Origin of the sequence: Klebsiella sp. ME-303, assembly GCF_007910085.1 — a bacterium.
In the GTDB taxonomy this organism is placed as follows: Bacteria; Pseudomonadota; Gammaproteobacteria; order Enterobacterales; family Enterobacteriaceae; genus Klebsiella; species Klebsiella michiganensis.
Genome location: NZ_VOJB01000101.1, coordinates 6,075 through 9,305, shown reverse-complemented (window position 1 = coordinate 9,305; position 3,231 = coordinate 6,075). Strand labels below are relative to the sequence as shown.

Sequence of the window (3,231 nt, the reverse complement as noted above, 5' to 3'; positions counted from 1 at the left end):
TGCAACAGCTTAATAATGGTCGCTGGCATGTTCTTCGACGAACCAGTAAATCTCGTTACCCGGTAGAAGTGGTGAAAGTACCTCTGGCCACCCCCCTGACTGCTGCATTCAAAGAAGAACTTCCCAAACTGATGGCATCTGATATGCCAAAAGAGATTATGGCGGCCCTTAAAAATCAGATAAGGCTGGTGACAAAATGATCCACCCGCAAATACGAAAAGCTGTTCTGGACAAACTGAAGTCAATTAACTCCGGAAAAATATTCTGGTATGACGGTCGGCCAGCTTTCCTGGCTCCAGAGGAGTTGCCAGCGGTCGCAGTATATCTTACCGATGCGAAGGCTACGAGGGGCATTATTGACGAGGAGGAGTGGGAGGCTGTCCTTCACATTGAGGTATTTCTTAAAGCCACTGCCACCGACAGCGAGCTGGATAAATGGATGGAAAACCGCATATATCCGGCGATGGTAGATGTTCCTGAACTAACCAGTCTTGTAGAAACTATCAGCGTTGTCGGGTACGACTATCAACGAGACGATGAAGCCACAACATGGGGCTCCGCCGATCTCCAATATTCCATAACTTATATTATGTGAGGAGCTTATGCCAATCCCAACACCTACCACACCGACCAAAGGTGCCGGAACAACCTTCTGGATTTACACTGGAACAGGTGACCCATTCGATGATCCCCTAAGCGATGTCGGCTGGACCCGTACAGCACAAATTAAGGAGATTACGCCTGGGGAGCTGACTGCTGAATCATACGATGATTCTTATATTGATGATGAGGCACCTGAATGGGATTCCACTGCTCAGGGGGTTAAATCAGCCGGGCAAACCAGCGTTACACTCGCATGGAAACCGGGTGAGTCTGGTCAGCAGGATCTTGTTGACTGGTTTATGAGTGGCGATGAGAAATCCTACAAAATTAAATATCCAAATGGCGCTGTTGATCTTTTTACCGGTTGGGTAAATAGTCTGGGTAAAACCATTGCGCGGAACGAAGTTATTACCCGCAGTGCACAAATTACCAATAAAGGTAAACCTTCTCTGGCTGAAGATAACTCTTCAATTAACCCTTAATATATTCGACAGCGGTGCCCGGCACCGCGTAGGGTAATATAATGACTTATCTTAAAAAAGACACATTAAATCCCAGTGGTGAGAACATTTTGCTGTTTGAATTATCTGCTTACAGTCGAATGCAATATATTGAATTTATGGTTGAAGAACGGAAAGCTTTACCACCTGAGGGAAGCACTCCTGAAGAAAATTTTAAATTGGCCACCTTGTTGACTATGCGTGATCAGGCCATGCTTGTCGCTTTATCCTTGAGCGAGGCAGACGATGAGAACCGTGAGGGAAAAGATATTTTCCATGAAATCATGCGCAAATATCCACCGGGATTACTGGGTAGTGCAGCCATAATGGTCCGGATGCTTTCGGGGATGGTTCCTCCCGCTATTGATGAAACTGAAGAAACTATTAAAGAAGAGGAAGAACCGGATCTGGAAAAGTCCTGACCCGCTCACGTCGCTTTGCTATGCGCTTAGCCAAAGAATTTGGTCGACCAGACTGGCGCGCTATGCTTTCCGAAATGTCTTCCTCGGAATGGTTCGAATGGATTGAATATTACCAGGAACGTTGCTTTAGCGACGATCTTCTTGATTCCCATTTCGCTAATTTAAGCTACCTCGCAATCAGTCTTTTCACCGATCCAGACAAACACGGTATTTCCGCCCTCGATTTTAGTTTACTTACAACAGGTAGGGAAGAAAACGAGGACATTTCTGACGAGCAGCTTATGTCAATAGCCGAGAGCATTCCCGGAGGAGTTCGCTATGTCCCAGCCAGTGGGTGATCTGGTCGTTAAAATTGATGGTGATAGCGCAAAGTTTGATGAGGAAGTTGCTCATCTTAATAAGCAACTGAGTGGGTTAGGAAGGGCAGCAAACGACAGCTCAGCCCAGGTTACTGCGGCATTTTCACGTCAGGAGCGTGCCGCTAAACGCGCGGGTATATCAATCGGGCAATATAAAAATGCGATGCGTATGTTGCCTGCGCAGTTCACAGATGTTGCCACTCAGTTAGCTGGTGGTCAGAGTCCTTGGCTAATCATGCTTCAGCAAGGTGGTCAGGTAAAAGACTCATTTGGTGGGCTGGTTCCTACCTTTCGTGCCTTACTTGGCTCAGTAACCCCTCTGGCGCTTGGTATCACTGCATTGACCGCCGCTGGTGCGGGAATGGGGTACATTTATTATAAAGGATCGTCGACACTTTCTGATTTCAATAAAACGCTGACGTTATCTGGCAATTCTGCAGGTCTGACTACCGACAGAATGCTGGTACTGGCAAAATCGGGCCAGCAGGCCGGACTTACCTTTGATCAAACCAGTGACTCACTGAAGGCATTAATTAATGCGGGCGTTGGTGCCGGAGCCCGTTTTGATGAATTAAGCCAGGCGGTTGCAAAATTTTCTACGGCTTCTGGTGTCCCTGTTGAAAAAGTTGCGGAGGCCTTCGGAAAACTGACTAATGATCCGACGTCTGGACTGATTGCGATGGCACAACAGTTCCACAACGTGACATCGGAGCAGATCGCTTATGTTGCTCAGCTACAACGTTCTGGGGACGAGGCTGCAGCATTGCAGGCGGCTAACGACGCTGCAACGAAGGGTTTTAATACACAGACCCAGACCCTCATCGATAATATGGGGGCGATTGAGCGCTCAGCCGACTCATTAAAACGTGCATTTAAATCCATGTGGGATGCTGCACTTGATCTGGGGCGTCCTGATACCGCAGATGAGATGGCCAGCAAGGCAGAGGCTGCTTTTAAACGGGCTGATGAAATATGGAATCTAAGGAAAAATGACCGTTATGTAAACGATGAGGCCAGAGCTCGATTTTGGAATGATCGTGAGTCAGCCCGTCTGGCACTGGATATGGCGCAGCAACAGGCAGGAATTGCCAAAGCCAGTGTAGCGGCAGCAGAAAGGGAAGCGGAGGCCGAATCTGATAAGCAGAAATACGCGGCCCAGGCACAGGCCAATTATGCTAAATCGCAGACGGCCCTTGAAAAATACACCGCACGGCAGAATGAATTAAATAAGGCACTGAAAGAAGGACATATTCTCCAGGCTGATTACGCCATAAACATGGCTGCAGCTAAAAAGGAATATGAGGCATCAGTAAAAAAAACGCCAAAACCCAAAGGCGTGAAAGTTTC

5 protein-coding genes and 1 pseudogene are annotated in these 3,231 nt (G+C 47.6%); all 6 read left to right on the top strand.

Annotated elements, in window-relative coordinates:
- The coding region (locus FQK12_RS24110) for a phage tail protein (protein WP_186711215.1) at positions 1-200 on the top strand (200 nt) is incomplete at its 5' end.
- Complete coding sequence (gene gpU / locus FQK12_RS24105) at positions 197-595, top strand: phage tail terminator protein (RefSeq protein WP_014228575.1); 399 nt, start codon at positions 197-199, stop codon at positions 593-595. The genes FQK12_RS24110 and gpU, both read left to right, overlap by 4 nt.
- Before the next feature lie 7 nt (positions 596-602).
- Positions 603-1,073: pseudogene (locus FQK12_RS24100) on the top strand (phage tail tube protein); the annotation flags it as partial.
- 53 nt (positions 1,074-1,126) lie between these two features.
- Complete coding sequence (locus FQK12_RS24095) at positions 1,127-1,525, top strand: phage minor tail protein domain-containing protein (RefSeq protein ID WP_014228577.1); 399 nt, start codon at positions 1,127-1,129, stop codon at positions 1,523-1,525.
- Between the two features lie 20 nt (positions 1,526-1,545).
- Positions 1,546-1,863 carry a phage tail assembly protein T gene (locus tag FQK12_RS24090; protein ID WP_041165273.1) on the top strand — a complete coding sequence of 106 codons (318 nt, stop codon included), beginning with the start codon at positions 1,546-1,548 and terminating at the stop codon, positions 1,861-1,863.
- A partial coding sequence (locus FQK12_RS27800; RefSeq protein WP_261393154.1) for a phage tail length tape measure family protein occupies positions 1,844-3,231 on the top strand: 1,388 nt, incomplete at its 3' end. The genes FQK12_RS24090 and FQK12_RS27800, both read left to right, overlap by 20 nt.